Origin of the sequence: Symbiobacterium terraclitae, assembly GCF_017874315.1 — a bacterium.
GTDB lineage: Bacteria > Bacillota > Sulfobacillia > Symbiobacteriales > Symbiobacteriaceae > Symbiobacterium > Symbiobacterium terraclitae.
Genome location: NZ_JAGGLG010000028.1, coordinates 43,432 through 59,922, shown reverse-complemented (window position 1 = coordinate 59,922; position 16,491 = coordinate 43,432). Strand labels below are relative to the sequence as shown.

Annotated in this window: 14 protein-coding genes; 3 read left to right on the top strand and 11 right to left on the bottom strand. The window is 69.1% G+C overall.

The features are described from left to right. Window positions 1-146 precede the first annotated feature (146 nt). Window positions 147-407: an RNA recognition motif domain-containing protein gene (locus J2Z79_RS14310; RefSeq protein WP_209467572.1), complete on the bottom strand. Its 261-nt coding sequence runs from the start codon at window positions 405-407 to the stop codon at window positions 147-149. Between the two features lie 296 nt (window positions 408-703). Here J2Z79_RS14310 and J2Z79_RS14305 point away from each other — a divergent pair, with 296 nt between their 5' ends. The 3 genes from J2Z79_RS14305 to J2Z79_RS14295 all read left to right on the top strand — a co-directional run bounded on the left by J2Z79_RS14305 (window position 704) and on the right by J2Z79_RS14295 (window position 5,135). Continuing rightward, the gene (locus J2Z79_RS14305) at window positions 704-2,584 is read left to right on the top strand and encodes a monovalent cation:proton antiporter family protein (protein ID WP_209467571.1); all 1,881 of its coding nucleotides are present in this window, start codon (window positions 704-706) and stop codon (window positions 2,582-2,584) included. A 175-nt stretch (window positions 2,585-2,759) separates the two neighbouring features. After that, window positions 2,760-4,136: a tyrosine phenol-lyase gene (locus tag J2Z79_RS14300; RefSeq protein WP_209467570.1), complete on the top strand. Its 1,377-nt coding sequence runs from the start codon at window positions 2,760-2,762 to the stop codon at window positions 4,134-4,136. A 366-nt stretch (window positions 4,137-4,502) separates the two neighbouring features. Beyond that, on the top strand, window positions 4,503-5,135 hold the full coding sequence (locus J2Z79_RS14295) for a hypothetical protein (RefSeq protein ID WP_209467569.1): 633 nt from the start codon (window positions 4,503-4,505) through the stop codon (window positions 5,133-5,135). Between the two features lie 56 nt (window positions 5,136-5,191). Here J2Z79_RS14295 and J2Z79_RS14290 read toward each other — a convergent pair whose 3' ends face one another. From J2Z79_RS14290 to purM, 10 genes are all read right to left on the bottom strand, one after another. Next, a complete protein-coding gene (locus J2Z79_RS14290) occupies window positions 5,192-5,497 on the bottom strand; it encodes a YerC/YecD family TrpR-related protein (protein WP_209467568.1) in 306 nt (101 codons plus the stop codon). Between the two features lie 107 nt (window positions 5,498-5,604). Next, on the bottom strand, window positions 5,605-7,941 hold the full coding sequence (locus J2Z79_RS14285; RefSeq protein WP_209467567.1) for a nitric-oxide reductase large subunit: 2,337 nt from the start codon (window positions 7,939-7,941) through the stop codon (window positions 5,605-5,607). A gap of 108 nt (window positions 7,942-8,049) precedes the next feature. Continuing rightward, window positions 8,050-8,235, bottom strand: a complete 186-nt coding sequence (locus tag J2Z79_RS14280) for a hypothetical protein (protein WP_209467566.1) — start codon at window positions 8,233-8,235, stop codon at window positions 8,050-8,052. Between the two features lie 154 nt (window positions 8,236-8,389). Beyond that, complete coding sequence (locus J2Z79_RS14275; protein ID WP_209467565.1) at window positions 8,390-9,124, bottom strand: SIMPL domain-containing protein; 735 nt, start codon at window positions 9,122-9,124, stop codon at window positions 8,390-8,392. Window positions 9,125-9,156: 32 nt separating this feature from the next. Beyond that, entirely contained in the window at window positions 9,157-11,244 is a 2,088-nt protein-coding gene (locus tag J2Z79_RS14270; protein WP_209467564.1) for a putative bifunctional diguanylate cyclase/phosphodiesterase, read from the bottom strand. Window positions 11,245-11,384: 140 nt separating this feature from the next. Continuing rightward, complete coding sequence (gene purD, locus J2Z79_RS14265; protein WP_209467563.1) at window positions 11,385-12,653, bottom strand: phosphoribosylamine--glycine ligase; 1,269 nt, start codon at window positions 12,651-12,653, stop codon at window positions 11,385-11,387. A gap of 33 nt (window positions 12,654-12,686) precedes the next feature. Further along, on the bottom strand, window positions 12,687-14,285 hold the full coding sequence (gene purH, locus J2Z79_RS14260; protein WP_209467562.1) for a bifunctional phosphoribosylaminoimidazolecarboxamide formyltransferase/IMP cyclohydrolase: 1,599 nt from the start codon (window positions 14,283-14,285) through the stop codon (window positions 12,687-12,689). A 2-nt stretch (window positions 14,286-14,287) separates the two neighbouring features. Next, window positions 14,288-14,770 carry an NUDIX domain-containing protein gene (locus tag J2Z79_RS14255; protein WP_209467561.1) on the bottom strand — a complete coding sequence of 161 codons (483 nt, stop codon included), beginning with the start codon at window positions 14,768-14,770 and terminating at the stop codon, window positions 14,288-14,290. A gap of 1 nt (window position 14,771) precedes the next feature. After that, complete coding sequence (gene purN / locus J2Z79_RS14250; RefSeq protein ID WP_209467560.1) at window positions 14,772-15,401, bottom strand: phosphoribosylglycinamide formyltransferase; 630 nt, start codon at window positions 15,399-15,401, stop codon at window positions 14,772-14,774. Next, entirely contained in the window at window positions 15,398-16,459 is a 1,062-nt protein-coding gene (purM, locus tag J2Z79_RS14245) for a phosphoribosylformylglycinamidine cyclo-ligase (protein ID WP_209467559.1), read from the bottom strand. The genes purN and purM overlap by 4 nt, the downstream gene beginning before the upstream one ends. Between the last annotated feature and the right edge of the window lie 32 nt (window positions 16,460-16,491).

The following is a 16,491-nucleotide window of genomic DNA, read 5'->3' as shown; positions in this document are numbered from 1 at the left end:
GGGCAGCCCTTGCCTTTGGCTAACGGGCTGGTGCCACCTCGCCCGTATTGGACTTTCACCAACAAGTCAGCGCCCATGCTGGGCGCACCGCGAAAGGCCCGACCGGATTGTCCGGTCGGGCAGGGGGCCGAAATGGAGGGCGAAGCTCACATGCCGCCCTGACGGGCCTGGGCCTCGTTCACGGTGAGCGGGCGGCCCTCATAGTCGTAGTTGTTCAACTCGGCGATGGCCCTGCGGCCCGCCTCCTCGTCCGCCATGTCCACGAAGCCGAAGCCGCGGGAGCGGCCCGTCTCACGGTCGGTGATGATGCGAGCGCTCTCCACCTCGCCGTACGGCTCAAACAGGGCCCGAAGGTCTTCCTGTGTGGTGCGCCAGGGCAGATTTCCGACGTAGATGCTGAATGGCACGATCCGTTGCCTCCTCCTGTTGGGGCGCCGATCCGTTCGGATGTTCAGAGCCCGGTTGCCGATGTACGCACATTGTGCGCGCCGGGGCTGCGTTCGCACCGGAGTAAATTGTGGCGCGCCTGCGCCCGCAATCTGGATGGGCGCGCTGGCTGTGACCTGGGCATGTCGAGTTGATACGGACTTCCGCTGCCTCCGCAGCGCAAGTGGAAATGTGCATCGATTGCGCCGTGCGGATCTCCCGCCGGAACACGTCTAAACTACCAGATGGCGCATCCGACGCGAAAGGAGGAACCCTATTGCCCAACCACGGCCCTGCGCTGGGCAGCCTGGTCCTGGTCGCCGTACTCGCATTCGTGGTCCCGCTCCTGCTCAACCGGCTGCGGCGCGTCCGCGTTCCGATCGCCGCAGGCGAGATCCTGGCGGGCATGCTCGTGGGCAAGAGCGGCCTGGGCCTGGTGCACAGCGACGAGCTGCTCTCGATCTTCAACTTCCTCGGAATCGGAGCGCTGATGTTCCTCGCCGGCATGGAGATCGACCTGGCGGCGCTGGTGGGCGGCGGGGCCCGCCCCAAGGGCCGCCCGGCCTGGCTGGCGCGCCTGCACCAACCGCTCGCGCTGGGGGCCGCGCTCTTCCTGCTCACCGCTTACGGCGCGTGGTGGTTCGCACACCGGCTGCACGCCCGCGGGCTGGTGGAGGAGCCGCTCTTCCTCACGCTGATCGTCGCCACGTGCGGGTTGTCGATCATCATGCCCGTTCTGAAGGAGCGCAACATGTTCGCCGACCCCTTCGGGCAGGTACTCTTCTCCACCGCCGTCATCGCGGACTTCCTGCCGATGCTGGGCCTGTCGGTGCTCGCAGCCGTCAGGCTGAACGGATCGGCCCTGGAGGCGCTCTGGATCCTGGCCCTGCTGGGCTTCGGCGTCCTCGTCTACCTGGCCGCCCGGTGGCTGCAGCGGTTCAAGCTGCTGGAGGGGCTGACCGGCGGCACGGCGCAGATCTCGGTGCGGGCCGCGTGGGCCCTGATGCTGGTCTTCCTCGCCCTGGCCCAGACCGTCGGCGTCGAGGCCATCCTCGGCTCCTTCCTCGCCGGCCTGCTCCTCTCCATGCTGGCCGGCAGCCACCGGGAGGAGATCAGCCACAAGCTGGACGCCCTGGGCTTCGGGTTCCTGATCCCCATCTTCTTCGTAATGGTCGGCGTGGAGTTCGACCTGCGGGCGCTGCTGAGCGACCCCGCGGCGCTGGCGCTGGTGCCGCTGCTCCTGGGGGGCACGATCCTGGTGAAGGCGCTGCCCGGGGTGCTGCTGGCCATCTGGCACCCGCTCCGCCGCACGCTGGCCGGCATGGCCCTCTTGACGACGCAGATGTCGGTCACCATCGCCGCCTCCGCCGTCGCCTACACCGTGGGCGCGTACGGCGCCTCCACCCACGCCGCGGTGGTCCTGGTGGCGATCGTCACCGCGATCCTGGGGCCCATCCTCTTCAACCGCATCCTCGGCGACGCCGGGCCCGAACCGGAGCGCACCGGCGTGGTGCTGGCCGGCATGAACCGGCTCTCGCTGCACCTGGGGCGCCGCCTGCTGGCGCACGGCGTGCCGGTCAGCGCAGTGGACGAGCACCCCGAGCGCGTGCAGGAGTTCGCCGGCGCCGGCATCAGCGCCGTGCTGAGCCATCCGTCCGCGGAGGAGGGCCTGCGGCAGGCCGGGGCGGAGCGGGCCCGGGCCCTGGTGGCCCTGACGGGCGACGAGCGCTCCAACCTGGCCGCGGCCCGGCTGGGGCGCAGCCAGTTCGGCATTCCCCGCGCGATCCTCTTCGCCACCTCCCCGGAATGCCTGGCCGAGGCCGCCCAGGAGGGGCTGGAGGCGGTCAACCCCGACCTCTCCCCCGCCCTGCTGGTGGAGAGCCTGCTCACGAGCCCCGGCGCGACGGCGCTGCTCACCGGCGAGGACCGGGACGTGCAGATTCAGGACTTCACCCTGACCGGCGGCCCGCTGGTGGGCACCGCGCTGCGGGATGCCCGGCTGCCCGCCGGGGTGCTCGTGGTCTCGGTGCTGCGGGGCGCCGAGAAGATCGTGCCCCACGGCAACACCGTGCTGCAGCAGGGGGACCTCCTTACCGTGGTCGGCCCCCCGGAATCCTGGGAGGCCATGCGCCGGCTGGCGGCCGGCCAGTCCGTCTGAAGACTGCCCGTGCCAGTGCGGGCCCTGCGCCACAGGATGGCGGGGGCCCGTTCCTTTTGCCCTGTTCAGCTTCGATGTTTTATTCAGGTAAAGCCGACTTGTTCTGTCAGTCCGGGGACTCCTATACTGGTCCTGGAGCCCAAAATCGCACCGAGCCTGACAGGAGGTCTGATCCATGCAGCGACCGGTGGCAGAGCCCTTCAAGATCAAGGCCGTGGAGCCGATCCGGATGACGACCCGCGCGGAACGGGAGCGCGCCATCAAGGACGCCGGCTACAACACCTTCCTGCTCAAGAGCGAGGACGTCTACATCGACCTGTTGACCGACTCCGGCACCAACGCCATGTCAGACCGCCAGTGGGCAGCCCTGATGATGGGCGACGAGGCCTACGCGGGCGCCCGCTCCTTCTACCGCCTGGAGGAGGCCGTGCGCGAGATTTACGGCTTCAAGTACGTGGTGCCCACCCACCAGGGGCGCGGGGCGGAGCACCTGATCTCCCGCATCCTGATCAAGCCCGGCACCTATGTGCCCGGCAACATGTACTTCACCACCACCCGGACCCACCAGGAGATGCAGGGCGCCACCTTCGTCGACGTCATCATCGACGAGGCTCACGACCCTACCGCCATCCACCCGTTCAAGGGCAACGTGGACATCGCCAAGTTCGAGGCGCTGATCGAGCGCGTCGGCGCCGAGAACATTCCCTACATTAACGTGGCCCTCACGGTGAACATGGCCGGCGGCCAGCCGGTCTCCATGGCCAACCTGCGTGCTGTGCGTGCGGTCTGCGACCGGCACGGCATCCGCATGTGGAGCGACGCCACCCGCGCGGTGGAGAACGCCTACTTCATCAAGGAGCGGGAGCCGGGGTACCAGAACAAGACAGTCCGCGAGATCATGCGGGAGATGATGTCCTACTTCGACGGCTGCACCATGTCGGGCAAGAAGGACTGCCTGGTCAACATCGGCGGCTTCCTCGCCATGAACGAGGAGTGGATCCTCCAGAAGGCCCGGGAGCAGGTGGTCATCTTCGAAGGCATGCCCACCTACGGCGGACTCGCCGGCCGCGACATGGAGGCCATCGCCCAGGGCATCTACGAGATGGTCGACGACGACTACATCGCCCACCGCATCTACCAGGTGCGCTACCTGGGCGAGCAGCTGCTGGCCGCGGGCATCCCGATCGTGCAGCCCATCGGCGGCCACGCGGTGATGCTGGACGCCCGGGCCTTCCTCCCCCACCTGACGCAGGACCAGTTCCCGGCCCAGGCCCTGGCGGCCGCCCTCTACGTCGACTCCGGCGTCCGGGCCATGGAGCGGGGCATCGTCTCGGCCGGGCGCGACCCCAAGACCGGGGAGAACCGGTACCCGAAGCTGGAACTGGTGCGGCTCACGATCCCGCGGCGGGTATACACCGACCGGCACATGGACGTGGTCGCCTACTCGGTGAAGCACCTGTGGCAGCATCGGGACTCGATCCCCGGCCTGCGCATGGTCTACGAGCCGCCCACGCTGCGCTTCTTCACCGCCCGCTTCGAGCCGCTGTCCTAGCGGCGAGTGCTCCCGGATTTGCCGGCACGCGGAGCCGAAACGGGGCCGTCCCAAGAGCAGGTTGCTCTGCTGGGACGGCCCCGGTCCTTTTTGAGATTGGTCACGGCCACTTGTCAACACACGATGGACAAGGGGGGAGGCCAATCGCAAAGTATTCCGGCTCGGTCTCCGCCACAATCTCGCCCTCTACCGCGTCCGTAACGGCAGCGGATGCTCTAAGTAGGTACCAGCCCCTGGGGGCGGTGACACCGGTAAATGGCCATTGCTTATGCAGAACGCGGCTGGCGGGCCAGGCTGCGTAACCAAAACCGGCTGCACAACATACGCTGGACCTGAACTCGTATGCGTGAAAGGAGAGGAAGGTACATGCAGCAGCCCGTTGCCACGACGATCCCGGCGGGCTGGCCCGGCATGGCAACCTACGGCCTCCAGGCGCCGTCACAGGCCCAGCCGCAGGCTGCCCCCGTGGCGCCGGTTCCCTTCCCGGCCAGCCCGTACAGCAGCGGCCAGCCCCAGTTCCAGGCGGGGCCCGCTGCACAGCAGCCCCCGAACCCCGCCCAGATGTTCACCCAGCAGCTGGTGCAGACGGCCAAGTCGCTGGAACAGCTGTTTCCCGGCTATCAGGCGCTGCTCTCCCTTCTACTGGAGGCCAGCAGCACCGCCCCCTCCCCGGCGCTGCAGGAGGCCGTCCGGAGCGTGGAGGAGGGGCTCTACTACCACGGGGCCACGCTGGGAGCGATCCGCCGGATGCTCTGCGGCGAGGCCACACCAAGCGTACTTACAGCACTGGCCACAGGGTTCCACCGGATGAACCGGGCGCAGCCCAGGGTGCGGGCGGCCGCGGAGCAGGTGCTCTCGCTGGTCCCCTCGGCCCGGCAGAGCGTCGTGGGCAGCCTGGTCCAGTCCGTTGCCATGGCCGACGGCGTGCTGGGCCAGGTGGGTAACTCCATCCGGAGCCTGGTGGGGCCGCAGGCCTGGGAATCGGCCAGGGAAGCCTGAGCAACATCAACGCGAAACGGCACAGGGGCTGCCCCTGTGCCGCTGCGCGGCGGGCCTCAGCTCTGCTGCTTCTGCTTGGTCCGCTCCAGGACGATGCGGTACCCGTCAGCCCCGTAGTTGAGACACTTCTTCACGCGGCTGATCGTGGCCGTGCTGGCGCCCGTGGCCGCAACGATATCCTCATAGGTCATGCCCGCGTCCAGCATCTTGGCCACCTCGAGTCGCTGCGCCAAAGCCTTGATCTCCCCGATGGTTGCGATGTCCTCGAAGAAGCGATAGTATTCCTCGACTGTTTTCAGGGTGAGCATCGCCTCAAAAAGCTTATCAGTCAGTTCATCGCGGAGCTTCTCGTTGATCGGCATGCACGGGTTCCCTCCCAGCACAGCACATCTGGGATGAAGTATTCGCTTTCGCGCATGAAAACCCCTTTCGCCGGGCGATAGGCTGCCGCGGTAAACCCGTGAGGCCGTCAGTCCGCCGCGTCGGTGGCCAGGTCGACCTCGACCGCGTCGCCGGTGGCCGGCTGCACGGACCGCAGATTGAAGAGGCCGCGCGCGGCCAGCCAGATCAGCGGGAGGATGCCGGGGACCAGGAAGACGGTGTCAGGCAGCGCCCGCAGCCACATCAGGGTGTTGACGACCGGCTGGCGGTAGAAGCTGATGGCGCGGGCGGCGTGGAATCCGTTGGTGAACGACTCCGCCAGCTGCAGGAAGCCCACGGGGATCAGCGTGACCGCCAGCATGCCCATCAGGCCGATGTTCAGGCCCCAGAAGGAGAGGGCCACGGCCCGGTCGCTCCACTTCTCGGGCTTGATGATGTTGCGCAGCACGTAGAGCACCAGGGCGATGGCCAGCATGCCGTAGACGCCCATCAGGGCGCCGTGGCCGTGCGCCGGCGTGAGCCAGGAGCCGTGCTGGAAGTAGTTGACGATGGGCAGGTTGATCAGGAAGCCCAACATGCCTGCGCCGAAGAGGTTCCAGAAGGCCACGGCCACCAGGAACCAGAACGTGCCGCGGTAGGGGAAGTCGACACCGCCCTCCCGGGCGATCTTGTACTGCTCCCACGCCTCCACCATCAGCAGGGTCAGCGGCACGACCTCCAGGGCGCTGAAGACGGCGCCCAGGCCGATCCACATCTCGGGCGCCCCGATCCAGTAGTAGTGGTGGCCGGTGCCGATGATGCCGGAGCCCAGCAGGATCGTCAGCTGGAAGTAGAGGGCGCGCACGGTGGAACGCTCGGTCACCAGCTTCAGCGAGACCATCAGGTAGCCGATGATGACGACGGCGAAGACCTCGAAGATCCCCTCCACCCAGAGGTGGATGATCCACCAGCGCCAGTAGTCGGCATAGGTGATGTGGGTGTCGGGCTGGATGAAGAACGCGAACACGTAGAAGGCCGGGATAGCCACAGAGGTGTAGAGGAGGAGGTGCTTCAGGCCGCCCCTGTCGGACTCGGCGTCCAGCGGCCGGCGAAGGCCCCGCCAGAGGATGAAGACCCAGAGGCCGAGGCCGGCGACCAGCAGGATCTGCCAGATGCGGCCCAGCTCGAGGTACTCCCAGCCCTGGTGGCCCAGCAGCCACCAGTTGTTGCCGAGATAGCCCTTCACGCCCAGCCACTCGCCGATGAGCGAGCCGCCGACGACGGCCACCAGCGCCCAGAAGAGGACGTCGATCAGCACGGGCTGGCCCTTCGGCTCCTCCCCGGCGATGGCGGGTGCGGTGTAGAGGCCCATGGTGAGCCAGCCGGTCGCGATCCAGAAAATGGCCAGCTGCAGGTGCCAGCCCTTGGCGATGTTGAACGGGAGCAGCCTGGTCAGGTCGAAGCCGAAGAAGGTGCTGCCCTCAGCGTAGTAGTGCGCCAGCAGGCCGCCGAGCAGGCTCTGCACCAGGAAGAGCAGCGTCACCACCAGCACGTACTTGCCCAGCCGCCGCTGGCCCGGGGTCACGGCCAGCTTGCTCAGGTCGTAGCGGGGAAACGTCCGGTAGGCCGGCTCCATCTCGAGCTGGTAGCGCCGCTGCAGCCAGAGGATCAGGGCCAGGCCGGCGATGAGCAGCGTGACCGAGACGGTTGACCAGAACACCGCCGGGTAGCCGGCCTCGTTGCCCGACTCGGGGGCGTACGGCCAGTTGTTGGTGTACGAGTAGTTCTCACCGGGACGGTTGGCTGCCGAGAGCCAGGCGGTCCAGGCGAAGAAGTCGGCGATCTGCGCAACCTGGTCGCCCTCGGCCACCCACTGTCGGTCGGTCGCGGGCAGGTGCGCCTCCTGGATGAGGCCCGGCGGGAGGGCGGCGAGCGGGTCGCCGTCCGCGAAGTAGGCGCGGTAGTGCTCCCGCACCGCCTCGAGGGCTTCCGCCTGCGCCGCGCTGAAGGTCAGGGTGCCGGTGGACTCGTCGTACCGGTTCTGCTTCAGCTCGGCCTTAACGAGGGCCGAAACCGCCGCCCGGCGGGCTTCGTCCAGCTCGGCGTAGGTCGTGCCGTACTCGGCCGCCGCGTAGTGGTCCTGCAGCGACCGGGTCATGATGTGCAGGGCCTCGGCCGTGTAGTCGGGGCCCAGGTAGGAGCCGTGCCCCAACACCGTGCCGTAGTCCATGAGGCCGTATTTCTGGTAGACGGCCTGTCCGCCCAGGATCTGTTCAGCCGTCGTCAGGACGGTGCCGTCCGGCCCGACGATGCGGTCGGGGATCGGGGCGCGGGACTTGAAGATCCAGGCGCCGCCCCCGATCATCACGGTGAAGGCCAGGAGCAGGGTCAGGAGCAGGACGTGCTTGAGAAGCCGGTTGGGTGCCGTACCTGTGCGCGCAGCCATGGCGCATACCACCTCCGGGAGTTCTGCTGCTGGCATGATCGTACCCAACCTCTTCCCCCGGAGGTGTTGTGCCCGGTCACAGGGACAGCGTGATTCAGGTCACATGGCTCAGCCGAGCATCGCGAGCAGCCCGGCCACGACGACCAGGCCCAGCCCCACGGCGGAGCAGACCTGGAACAGCAGGTAGAACGCGCTGGACAGGTGCTCGTGGCGGCGCAGGCCCACCGACAGCGGCGCCATCACCAGAATCCCCAGGGCCAGATCGACGAAGCCCAGTCCCAGAACCGAGGTCACGGCCAGCCCCCCTTTGGAAAGACTTTTGCGTCTCTTTTGTTATTTATATGCCCGCCCGCCTTTCCCCTCCCGGCGCCGGCAGGCACGCGCAAAAGGCTGCCGGACAGGCCATCCCCGATGACCTGTCCGGCAGCCCGCGCGCAGCGCGCCTATGCTACTCCAGCTCGAAAGTAACCGAAACCGTGGCCGAGAACGTCGAGGTGCCGCCGAAGACGGGCACAGGCGCCGCGGCGGCCATGCCGTCCAGTGCCATCTCGGCCCGGGCCTTGACCAGCGAGGTGCCCTGGTCCTGGATGGAGACCGACTTCACCCGCGCCACCCTGGCGCCCAGCTCGCCGGCCACCAGGTTCGCCTTGGCCCTGGCGTCGCCCACGGCCAGCTTCAACGCCTCCTCCAGGAGCTTGTCGGAGTCCTTCACCGAGAAGCTGACGCCGTTCAGGTCGTTGGCGCCGGCCTCCACGGCGGCCTGGATCAGGTTGGCCACCTTGTCCAGTTCCTGGGTGGTGACGGTGAGGGTGTTGGTCGCCCGGTAGCCCACCAGCTGCCGGCCCCTGTCCTGGGTCCAGTCATACTCGGCGCTCAGGTTGAAGACACTGGTCTGAATCTGGTCCTCCTTGATCCCCATGCCCTTCAACGCATCGGCGATCTTGGTGATGCTGGCGTTCAGGGCGCTGTACGCCTCCATGGGCGTGCTCCGCAGCTCGGTCACGCCCAGCGAGACCACGGCGGTATCGGGCTTCACATCCAGCTGGCCCCGACCCGTGACGGTGATCGTCCGCTCTGAAGCCGCGGCCTCAGCGGCCTGCACCGGGTTCGGGCCGGGCACGAAGGAGGCGATGCCGATGACCAGGAGACCGGCGAGTAGTGCTGCAACCAACCCACGCTTCATACGATTTCCCTCCTGTGGCTGGACTCTGCCAGTTAGACGGGGGCTGTGCGGGGTTCCGGTGCATCGTCTTGCGGAGTCAGCCACATCCGGCTCGGGCGGCCCACCAGGTAGCCCTGGGCGTAGTCCACGCCGAACTCCCGCACCAGCCGCAGCGTCTCCTCGCTGTCGACGAACTCCGCGATGGTCTTCTGGCCCTGCGACCGGGCCATGGCCACCATGGCCCGCACCAGGTGCTGGTCTGCGGACTCGTGCGGCAGGTTGCAGATGAAGGCGCCGTCGATCTTCAGGTAGTCCACCGGCAGGTGCTTCAGCAAGTGGAGGGTGGAGAAGCCGGACCCGACGTCGTCCAGCGCGAAGCGGCAGCCCAGCCCGTGCATGGTCGCGATGAACCGGCGGGCCTGCTCCATGTCGCCGATGGCCGCGGTCTCGGTGATCTCCAGCACCAGCCTGGAGGGGTCCACCTGGTGCAGCTCCAGCTCCTCCTTGATCATGCGCGCCAGCCCGGGGTCCGAGATGGTCTTCGCGGAGAGGTTGACCTCGAACGCCTCGATGTCGGTGCGCCGGAGTTCGGCCATCAGCCGGATGGCCTCCCGGATCACCCAGCGGTCGATCTCCTGGATCAGGCCGAAGCGTTCGGCGCCGGCCAGGAACTCGCCGGGCGCGGTCAGCTCCCCGTTCTCCCCGACCAGGCGCAGGAGCAGCTCCAGGCGGGTGACGCGCCCCGTCCGCAGGTCGAGGATCGGCTGGGCGTGCAGCACGAACCGGTCCTGCCGCAGCGCCTCCCGCAGGCGCAGGTCCCAGGAGAGCTTGGCGGCCATCTCGTCCCGCCACACGTCCTCTTCCTCGAAGACGGCCACCGTGTTGCGCCCCGACTCCTTGGCCTTGTACATCGCCATGTCGGCCTGCGCCAGAAGGGTCTCGGCCGTCAGGCCGTGGTCGGGGAAAAAGGTGATGCCGACGGAGCCGGTGATGGTCACGCTGCGGTCTTTCACCGCGATCGGCTCCTCCTGCAATCCCTGCAGGATCGACTCCGCGACCGACACGGCCTCGCGCCCGGTGTAGGGCATCAGGATGGCGAACTCGTCGCCGCCGTGCCTGGCGGCGATGTCGGTGGGCCTGAGGTGGCTCTGGATGATATCCGCCACCCGGACGAGCACCTGGTCGCCGGCGAGGTGGCCCAGCGTGTCGTTGACGAACTTGAACAGGTCGAGGTCCAGGAAGAGCAGTGCACCCCGCACCAGGTTTTTTCGGGCCAGCTCCAGGTGGCGCTCCAGTTCCGCCTGGAACGCCCTGCGGTTGTAGAGCCCCGTGAGGGCGTCGCGGCTGGCCATCCGCCGGAGCCGCGCCTCGGCCTCCCTCCGCTCCGTGGTGTCCTGGAACTGGACGATGAAGTAGTGGACCCCGGGTCCCTGGTCGATGCGGCTGCAGGTCTGCTCCACCCATACCGTGCGCCCGCTCTTGTGGCGGAAGCGCCGCTCCCGGCGGCAGACGCCGGCCGCAGCCGCCGCCCCCTGGGGGACGGGCCCGGCCAGCGGGCAGTCCGTACCGATGCGGTCCTCCGGGTGGACGAAGTCGTCGACCGGCCGCCCCACCAGCTCGTTCTCGGTGTACCCCAGCATCGCCGTCAGCGCCCGGTTCACCTGGAGCCAGCGCCGGTCGGCGGAGAGCAGGGCGACGCCGATCGGGGCGTTGTGGAAAGCGCTGCGGAAGCGCGCCTCGCTCTCCCGCAGCGTCCGCTCGGTGCGCTCGCGCTCGGCCTGGAGCAGCCGCTCCCGGTGCAGGACCCGCGGTCCCGCCCCCAGCGCGAGGGTCACGCCGCCATAAAAGCAAGCGCCGAGCCACCACCCGGCCCAGATGGAGAGCGCGGTCAACAGCGTCGGCGGAACGAGCGCCGGCACGTAGAGGAGCGTCCGTAGCAGGCCCCTGAACGGCATTCGGGGCAGTGCGAACAGGAAGGCGCTGCCGACGGCGAACGCCACAGCCAGTGCGGGGACGAACGCCTCGCCGAGGCCCGCGAACGGGCCGGCGAACTGATCGGGAACCAGGTATAACAGCAGGCCCTGGAGGAGGAGCACTCCCGCTGCGAGGTAAGTCAGCTGCTCCGTGCGGACGTGGACCATCTCAAACCCCCAAGACGACGTAGGGCTGCGTAACCGCCAGACCTTCAGACGTACACCTTTAAGTCTTCAGTCTTACTTTACACGAACCAACGTGTCAAGAACAGGGGGAACCCGGCCTGCGGGAATCGAGCGAACCGGGCCTACAGGGCCCGGGCGCCGATGTCGCGCCGGTAGGTCTTGCCCTCGAACCGGATCCGCTCGACGCCGGCGTAGGCCTGCGCCAGCGCGGCGCGGACGGTCGGGCCGGTGGCCATGACGCCCAGGACCCGCCCTCCTGCGGTGACCAGGATACCGTCGTCGTTGAAGGCGGTACCCGCGTGGAACACGGTGACGCCTGCCTGGTCTGCCTCCACCAGGCCGTCGATGGGCAGGCCCTTCGCGTAGCGGCCCGGGTAGCCGGCAGAGGCCAGCACGATGTTGGCCGCCGCTCCCGGGCGGAAGCGCAGCTCCACCTCGTGCAGCCGCCCCTCCACGCAGGCCGTAACCACCTCCAGGAGGTCGTTGTCAAGCAGCGGCATGACGACCTGCGTCTCGGGGTCGCCGAACCGGGCGTTGAACTCGATGACCTTCGGCCCGGCGGCCGTCAGCATCAGGCCGGCGAAGAGGCAGCCGACAAATGGCGTACCCCGGCGAGCCAGCTCGCCGATGGTCGGCTCGAGGATCCGGCGCTGCACCTCGTCCGCGATGGCCGGCGTGTAGGCGGGCACCGGCGCGTAGGTGCCCATCCCGCCGGTGTTGGGGCCGGTGTCGCCTTCGCCCAGCCGCTTGTGGTCCTGCGCCGCCACCATCTGCTTCACCGTGCGGCCGTCGCTGAAGGCGAGAACCGATACCTCCTCCCCCTCCAGGTACTCCTCGATCACCACCCGGCTGCCCGCCTCGGCGAACGCCCGGTCCAGCATGGCGGTCTGCAGGGCCCGGCGGGCCTCCGCGCGGTCCGCGCAGACCTGCACGCCCTTGCCCGCGGCCAGGCCGTCGGCCTTGATGACGATGGGGCCGGGATGCGTCTCCAGGTAGGCCAGGGCGGGCTCGTACTCGGTGAAGACGGCGTGGGCCGCGGTGGGCACGCCGGCCGCGGCCATCACCTCCTTGGCGAACGCCTTGGAGGCCTCGATCCGGGCCGCCGCGGCGGTGGGGCCGAAGGCGCGGATCCCCGCGGCGGTCAGCGCGTCCACCAGGCCCGCCGCCAGCGGATCCTCGGGCCCCACGATCACCAGGTCAATCCCCAGCCGGCGGGCGAGCGCCACCTGTCCCTCCACGTCGGCGGCCTTCACCTCTGGGTGGCACCAGGCGAACCGGCCGATGCCCGGGTTGCCCGGGGCCACGTGCAGCTCGTCGATGTGCCGGCTCTGAACCGCCTTCCAGGCGAGGGCGTGCTCCCGCCCGCCCCCGCCGACGATCAAGACCTTCATGCGGATCCTCCTCCCCTCGTCGCCGCCTGCTTCCTAGTGCCGGAAGTGCCGCACCCCCGTGAACACCATGGCGATCCCGAGCGCGTCCGCCCGGGCGATCGACTCCTCGTCCCGGATGGAGCCGCCGGGCTGGACGATGGCGGCGATGCCCGCCTCGCCGGCCGCTTCCACCACGTCGGGGAACGGGAAGAACGCATCGGAGGCCAGCACGGCTCCCTTCACGTTCGCACCGGCCTGCTTGATGGCGAACCGGGCCGCGTCGATGCGGTTCATCTGACCCGCGCCCACGCCCAGGGTCTGGCCGCCCTTCGCCACCACGATGGCGTTGGACTTCACGTGCTTGCAGACCTTCATGGCGAAGGCCAGGTCCCTGAGCTGTTCGGCCGTCGGGGCGGTCCGGGTGACGGCCTTCCAGGCCGCCGGATCCTCGGCGATGGCGTCCCAGCTCTGCACCAGCAGGCCGCCGCCCACCCGCTTCATGTCGAAGCCGGCCGGCGGGTTGGGGTCGATGGGGCCGATCTCCAAGAGCCGCAGGTTCTTCTTCTTCTCGAGCACCTTCAGGGCGTCCGGCTCGAACGACGGGGCGATCACGATCTCCAGGAAGATCTTGCTGAGCTCCTCGGCGGTCTCCCGGTCGCACGGGCGGTTCAGGGCGACGATGCCGCCGAAGATCGAGACGGTGTCGGCCTCGTAGGCCTTGCGGTAGGCCTCGGCGATGGTGGGCGCCACGGCCACCCCGCACGGGTTGGCGTGCTTGACCGCCACCGCGGCCGGCTCGGTGAACTCCTTCACCAGCTCCAGCGCGGCATGGGCGTCGTTGATGTTGTTGTAGGAGAGCTCCTTGCCGTGGAGCTGCTTCGCCCGGGCGATCACGGTGCCCGCGGCGGTCCCGTCGCTGTAGAAGGCCGCCAACTGGTGCGGGTTCTCGCCGTACCGCAGCTCCTGCACCTTGGTGAAGGTGAGGGACAGGGCCTGCGGGAACGGTGAGTCTGCGCCCGAGCCGGCCGGCGGCGCCTCGCCCGCGGCCCGGGCGGCAATGATCTCCCGCCCCCGGGTGGCCAGCCAGCCGGCGATGGCGTTGTCGTAGACGGCCGTGTGCTGGAACGCCTCCAGCATCAGGGCGAACCGGGTCCGGAGGGACAGGTCGCCCGTCGCCCGCAGTTCGGCCAGCACGTCCGCGTACCGGTCGGGGTTGACGATGACGCCCACGTCCTGGTAGTTCTTGGCGGCCGCCCGGACCATGGTGGGCCCGCCGATGTCGATCTTCTCGATGGCCTCCTCCAGGGTGACGGCCGGATTGGCCACCGTCTCCCGGAAGGGGTAGAGGTTCACCACCACGAGGTCGATGGGGGTCACCCCGTGCTCGGCCAGCTGGGCCATGTGGGCCGGGTTGGACCGGATGGCCAGGATGCCGGCGTGGATCTGGGGCTGCAGGGTCTTCACCCGCCCGTCGAGGATCTCGGGGAAGCCCGCCACCTCGGCCACTTCACGCACCGGCACGCCCGCGGCCTGGAGCGTGCGGTAGGTGCCACCGGTGGAGATGATCTCCACGCCGAGAGCCGCCAGCCCCTGAGCCAGTTCCACGATCCCCCGCTTGTCATAGACGCTGATCAGCGCACGCTTCACGGCCATGTCTATTCCTCCCTCTCTCTCGGGTCCGGCCCCTTTCCCAGCTCCGGGCGGTACCCGTCGCGATCCAGCCAGTAGCGCCGCTCGTGGCCGGCCAGGTAGGCCAGGAGCGGGTCGCGGTAGGTGGGCCAGGTGATGTACCGTGCGACCTCGTCGCGCTTCACCCAGCGGCAGTCGACCACGTACTCGTCGTTCTCGGGCACCCGCAGCGGACCGGCGACCAGGCGGCAGGAGAAGACGTGCACCAGGAAGTGCTGGTCGTGGATCAGGTTGTGGGTGTCCAGCACGTAGGCCAGCTCCACCGGGGCGACCAGGAGGCCGGTCTCCTCCTGCACCTCCCGGACCACGCAGTCGGTGAGCGACTCACCCACCTCCAGCTGCCCGCCGGGCAGCGACCAGACGTCACCGATGGGCCAGCGGTTCCGCACCACGACCAGCCGGTCCTCATCCTCCACCAGGCCCAGACCGAGGACGAACTGCCGTCCCACGTCAGGAATCCCCCTCCTGTGCTGTCGGACTCAGGATGCGCACCCGGCGCCCCTCGATCCGCAGGCGCCCCTCGGCGAACAGGCGGACCGCCTCGGGGTAGATGCGGTGCTCCTCCGCCTGGATGCGCGCCCGCAGGTCCTCGTGCGTGTCGTCCTCCAGCACGGGCACGGCGGCCTGCAGGATGATCGGCCCCTCGTCCATGCCCGCGGTGACGAAGTGGACCGTGCAGCCCGCCACCTTCACCCCGTAGGCCAGGGCCTGCCCCTGGGCGTCCAGCCCCGGGAAGGCCGGCAGCAGCGAGGGGTGGATGTTGAGGATGCGGTCCGGGAAGGCCGTCAGCATCGGCTTGCGCACCAACCGCATGTAGCCGGCCAGGCAGACCAGGTCGACCTCCCTGGCCTGCAGCAGCTCCGCCAGGGCGGCGTCAAAAGCCGTGCGGGTGGGATAGGCCGCGGGATCCACGTGGATGGCCTCCACGCCGGCCCGGTGCGCCCGCTCCAGTCCGAAGGCGTCGGCCTTGTCGGAGAGGACCACGACGACCTCTCCGGGGATGCGCCCTTCCCTGCAGGCGTCCAGGATCGCCTGCAGGTTGCTGCCGTTGCCCGAGATCAGCACGCCGATGCGGATCATGGCCGCACCTCCACCCGGGAAGCGCTGCCCGCATCCGCAACGACCTCGCCCACCACCCAGGCGGCCTCCCCCAGCTCCCGGGCGGCGGCGGCCACCGTCTCCGCCTGGTCGGCGGGGACGGCCAGGACCATCCCGATCCCCAGGTTGAAGGTGGCCTCCATCTCCGTCTGCGCCACCGGCCCGAGCCGCTGGATCAGCCGGAAGATGCCGGGCACCTCCCAGGTGGACCGGTAGACGACGGCCCGGCAGCCGGGCGGCAGCATGCGGGGGATGTTCTCGTGCAGCCCGCCGCCGGTGATGTTGGCGATGCCGTGCACGTCGAAGCGCTCCAGCAGGGCCAGCACCGTGCGGGCGTAGATGCGGGTCGGGGTGAGCATGGCGTCGATGACCGACTGCCCGCCCAGCTCCGGCGGCCGCTCGTTCAGGTCGAAGGCGCCGCCGTCCACGGTGAGCAGCACCCGGCGGGCCAGCGAGTAGCCGTTGGCGTGCAGCCCGCTGGAGGCCAGGGCCACCAGCCGGTCGCCTGCGGCCACCCGGTCGCCGGTGATGATCCGGTCCCGGTTGACGATGCCCACGGCGAAGCCGGCCAGGTCGTACTCGCCCGGGGCGTACATGCCGGGCAGCTCGGCGGTCTCGCCGCCGATCAGGGCGCATCCGGCCTGCAGGCAGCCGTCGGCGATGCCCTTCACCACCTGCTCCAGCACCGCCAGGTCCTTCTGGCCGGTGCCGATGTAGTCCAGGAAGAAGAGCGGCTCCGCCCCCTGGCAGAGGATGTCGTTGACCGACATCGCCACCAGGTCGATGCCCACCGTGTCGTGCCGGCCGCTCAGGAAGGCCAGGCGGAGCTTGGTGCCCACGCCGTCGGTGCCGCTTACCAGCACCGGATCGGGGTATTTCGTCAGGTCCGGCGCGAAGAGCCCGCCGAAGGCGCCGATGTTCCCGAGCACCCCGGGCCGCTGCAGGGTGCGGGCCGTGTGGGCGGCGATGCGCTCCACCAGGCGGTAGTGCCGCTCCCGGTTCACTCCCGCGTCGGCGTAGGTGAGCTCGCGGTCAGCCATCGCTGCAGCCCCCTTCCGGCAAGTGCCGCTCC

Bases quoted from the DNA above. Each gene is read 5' to 3' on its own strand.
- J2Z79_RS14275 (WP_209467565.1), bottom strand. From the start codon at position 9,124: ATGAAGCGTGGGTTGGTTGCAGCACTACTCGCCGGTCTCCTGGTCATC.
- J2Z79_RS14300 (WP_209467570.1), top strand. From the start codon at position 2,760: ATGCAGCGACCGGTGGCAGAGCCCTTCAAGATCAAGGCCGTGGAGCCG.
- purN (WP_209467560.1), bottom strand. From the start codon at position 15,401: ATGATCCGCATCGGCGTGCTGATCTCGGGCAACGGCAGCAACCTGCAG.
- purM (WP_209467559.1), bottom strand. From the start codon at position 16,459: ATGGCTGACCGCGAGCTCACCTACGCCGACGCGGGAGTGAACCGGGAG.
- J2Z79_RS14290 (WP_209467568.1), bottom strand. From the start codon at position 5,497: ATGCCGATCAACGAGAAGCTCCGCGATGAACTGACTGATAAGCTTTTT.
- J2Z79_RS14285 (WP_209467567.1), bottom strand. From the start codon at position 7,941: ATGGCTGCGCGCACAGGTACGGCACCCAACCGGCTTCTCAAGCACGTC.
- J2Z79_RS14270 (WP_209467564.1), bottom strand. From the start codon at position 11,244: ATGGTCCACGTCCGCACGGAGCAGCTGACTTACCTCGCAGCGGGAGTG.
- purH (WP_209467562.1), bottom strand. From the start codon at position 14,285: ATGGCCGTGAAGCGTGCGCTGATCAGCGTCTATGACAAGCGGGGGATC.
- J2Z79_RS14295 (WP_209467569.1), top strand. From the start codon at position 4,503: ATGCAGCAGCCCGTTGCCACGACGATCCCGGCGGGCTGGCCCGGCATG.
- purD (WP_209467563.1), bottom strand. From the start codon at position 12,653: ATGAAGGTCTTGATCGTCGGCGGGGGCGGGCGGGAGCACGCCCTCGCC.